We start from the raw sequence: 3,616 nt of genomic DNA on the forward strand, positions 1-3,616 counted from the left end.
CGATTTTTCTAGAGATTTAAAATACAACGAAAAATACAATCCTATAATAATAGTTTTAAATAGAGATAGAGAAGTCCTATACGATAGAATCAACAGAAGAGTCGACATAATGCTTGAAAACGGACTTTTAGACGAAGTAAAAGGCCTTTTAAAAATGGGCTACAAAAAAGACATGATCTCTATGCAAGGAATAGGCTACAAAGAGCTCATAAAATATTTAGATGGCGAGTATACTTACGAAGAAGCTGTAGAAATAATCAAAAGAGATTCTAGAAGATATGCAAAGCGCCAAATAACTTGGTTTAAACGATATCAAGATGCCAAATGGTTTGACTTAGATAAGTACCAAGATGTGGAAAAATTAAAAGAAGATATCGTCAATCATGTTGAAAATTCACTTAAAATTGTATAAAATAATAGTAAATAGATATTTAAATTTTTAAACTATTTAATAAAAAAACTATATAAGGAGGGCATTTAAAAATGAAAAACACAGTTTTAAACTTACAAGATTTATTTTTAAATAATGCTAGAAAAGAAAGAATACCAGTTACTATATTCTTAATGAATGGTGTACAAGTAAAAGGTAATGTAAAGGGATTTGACAGCTATATCATATTACTTGAAGGTGAAAATAGACAACAAAATATGATATACAAACACGCAGTTTCAACAATTGTACCAAGTAAATATATAAATTTACAAAATCAACAAAACAGTAGATAATTTTATATAAGAAGTAAAATTTATTTCGTACTATTAATAAAAAGGTACTTATGTGAGTTAATAATGATTTATTAATTTGCATAAGTACCTTTTTTTCTGTCTTGAACTAAAAAATACAGTGTGTTAAAATTTTAAATGTTGGATAATTATAGATATAAATTAAATTAGATAGATTATAGAAAATAAAAATTAATATAGGAGAAGAAAATGCTAAAAGAAACGAGTGAATTATTAAAAGAATTTTATGAATTAGACGAAGAGACATTTAAGTTATCTGAAGAAGTAATGGAGGACATAAAAGAAAAATTCGATGAAATAAAGGAAATCAGAGAATTTAACCAATACAAAGTATTAAAGGCTATGCAAGAAGCTAATTTGGCGGACAACCATTTCAACTGGACTACTGGATACGGCTACAACGACATAGGTAGAGAAAAGGTAGAAGAAATCTACGCAAATGTATTCGGCGCAGAGGATGCTCTAGTTAGACCGATAATAGTAAACGGTACACACGCACTTAGCCTATGCGTACAGGGTTTAGTCAGACCTGGAGATGAAATACTATCAGTAACATCTACTCCATACGACACACTACAAGGAGTAATCGGAATCAGAGAAGAAAAAGGATCTCTAAAAGAATACGGAGTTACTTACGATGAAGTAGATTTCTTAGAAGATGGAAATATAGACCTAGAAGGAATAAAGAAAAAAATCAACGATAGAACTAGATTAGTAATGATACAAAGATCTAAAGGATATTCATGGAGAAAATCTCTAAGTATACAAGATATAAAAGAAGCAATAGATGTAGTAAAATCTGTAAATAAAGATATAATAGTAATGGTAGACAACTGTTATGGCGAGTTTTTAGATACAAAAGAGCCTACAGAAGTAGGAGCTGACATAATGGCGGGCTCACTTATAAAAAATCCAGGAGGAGGATTAGCACTAACAGGAGGATATATAGCAGGTAGAGCTGATTTAGTAGAGCTTATATCTTATAGATTGACTTCACCTGGAATAGGTAAGGAATGCGGACTTACATTTGGAACTACGAGAAACGTACTTCAAGGTTTTTTCATGGCACCATATGTTACATCTCAAGCCGTAATGGGAGCTATATTCTGTGCTAGAGCTTTTGAAAAATTAGGATATGAAGTCCTTCCTAAATACGACGATTTAAGAAGCGACATAATACAAGTTGTGAAGCTTCACAACGCCGAAGAAGTAATAAGCTTCTGCCAAGGAGTGCAACAAGCAGCGCCAGTAGATTCTCATGTAAAACCAGTTCCATGGGCGATGCCAGGATACGAGGACGAAGTAATAATGGCTGCAGGCGCATTTGTACAAGGATCTTCTATAGAACTTAGTGCAGACGCTCCAATAAGACCTCCATATAATGTGTACTTCCAAGGAGGACTTACTTTTGACCATTCAAAAATGGGAACTCTAAAGGCTATTCAAGCCATAAAAAAATTAAATAAAAAATAAAAAAACTAGAAAAATAATTTGCTCTTATTATGATAATAATAAATAAAAACTATTATTATATAATAAGAGTTATTTTTTTACTTTTAATTGTAGTATAATTATAATTGCTAAGTAAATTTATTTTTGGAGGGTTTTAAGGATTCATGAAGATTACTATTTTTTTAGGAGCAGGAGCTTCAGCAGCAGAAAATTTACCTATACAAAATGAATTGTTTTCACATTATTTTAAATATATACTGCCAAAGGACAAAAATAAAAAAATGAATAGAGAATTGGCAAAATTTTTTAAAGATTTATTTTTTATAGATGTAATAAACGACGATGTAGACAAAATTAATTTTCCTACATTTGAAGAGGTTTTAGGAGTACTCGATTTAGCAGAGCAAAAAAGGGAATCATTTAAGCATTATAAAACAGAGAGCTACAATGACAGTAATAATACAAGTATATCTTATATAAGACAGTGTTTGATAATGCTGACTGCCTATACCTTAAATAATGCCAGTAGCTCTAGCAATAATTATCATAAGATGCTTGTATCTAATTTAGTGAAGGAGGGCTTAATCTGTGACACTAATTTTATAAGCGCAAATTACGATATACATATAGATAATGCTATTGGAAGTTTGTATGACGAAAAAAATTTGCCTATAATGTTAAATTATGGTATAGATTTCGCGAATTTTAATTTTAACAAAAATTCTTGGAAGAAACCAGAGGGGCAAATGGTAAATCTATATAAAATTCACGGCTCACTAAATTGGCTTTATTGTCCTATCTGTAACAGTATAACGCTAACACCGTATGAAGGAGGAGTAATGAGGATAATAGAGCATATCAAACAGGCAGAATGCTTAAACTGTGGGGAATTAACTGTTCCAATAATAGTACCTCCAACCTACTTTAAAAACATGTCAAATGTATTTTTAAGTACTGTTTGGAATAAGTCAGAAAAAGCACTTAGAGATAGCGATGTTTTGATATTTTGTGGGTATTCGTTTCCTGAAGCAGATATGCATATAAAATACTTGCTAAAAAGAGTACAGACAAGCAGACAAAAGGACAACCTAAAAATATTAGTAGTCAATAATCACGATAAAAAGAGAAATTCAGTAATGGAAAAAGAAAAAAATAGATATGAAAGATTTCTAGGAAAGCACGTGATGTATACTGATTATTCGTTTGAAGACTTTGCAAAGGATCCAAAGAAGATAATAGATTTAGCAAAAAAAATTTAAAATAATTAATACAATATGGGAGGAAATATGTTTGGATTAGGGGTTATCGTAAATAGTGTAACAGTTGTTGTAGCGAGTTTAGCTGCATTACTATTAAAAAATTTTATTCAAAGATTAGTTAAAAAGGAAACTATAGAAAATATAAGCAACACTGTAATGTC

General features: G+C 30.4%; 4 protein-coding genes. All 4 read left to right on the forward strand.

Annotated features, from left to right (window positions below; translation table 11 throughout):
- Window positions 1-412: tRNA (adenosine(37)-N6)-dimethylallyltransferase (locus MR593_RS03175; protein WP_290686855.1), on the forward strand; the 412-nt coding region annotated here is incomplete at its 5' end.
- Between the two features lie 71 nt (window positions 413-483).
- Complete coding sequence (gene hfq, locus MR593_RS03180; protein ID WP_290686856.1) at window positions 484-726, forward strand: RNA chaperone Hfq; 243 nt, start codon at window positions 484-486, stop codon at window positions 724-726.
- 207 nt (window positions 727-933) lie between these two features.
- Entirely contained in the window at window positions 934-2,217 is a 1,284-nt protein-coding gene (locus MR593_RS03185) for a methionine gamma-lyase family protein (protein WP_290686857.1), read from the forward strand.
- A 143-nt stretch (window positions 2,218-2,360) separates the two neighbouring features.
- Window positions 2,361-3,455 (forward strand): SIR2 family protein, encoded by a 1,095-nt coding sequence (locus MR593_RS03190; protein WP_290686858.1) that lies wholly within the window; start codon window positions 2,361-2,363, stop codon window positions 3,453-3,455.
- The last annotated feature ends 161 nt before the right edge of the window (window positions 3,456-3,616 follow it).

This window comes from Intestinibacter sp. (assembly GCF_022780145.1).
GTDB lineage: Bacteria > Bacillota > Clostridia > Peptostreptococcales > Peptostreptococcaceae > Intestinibacter.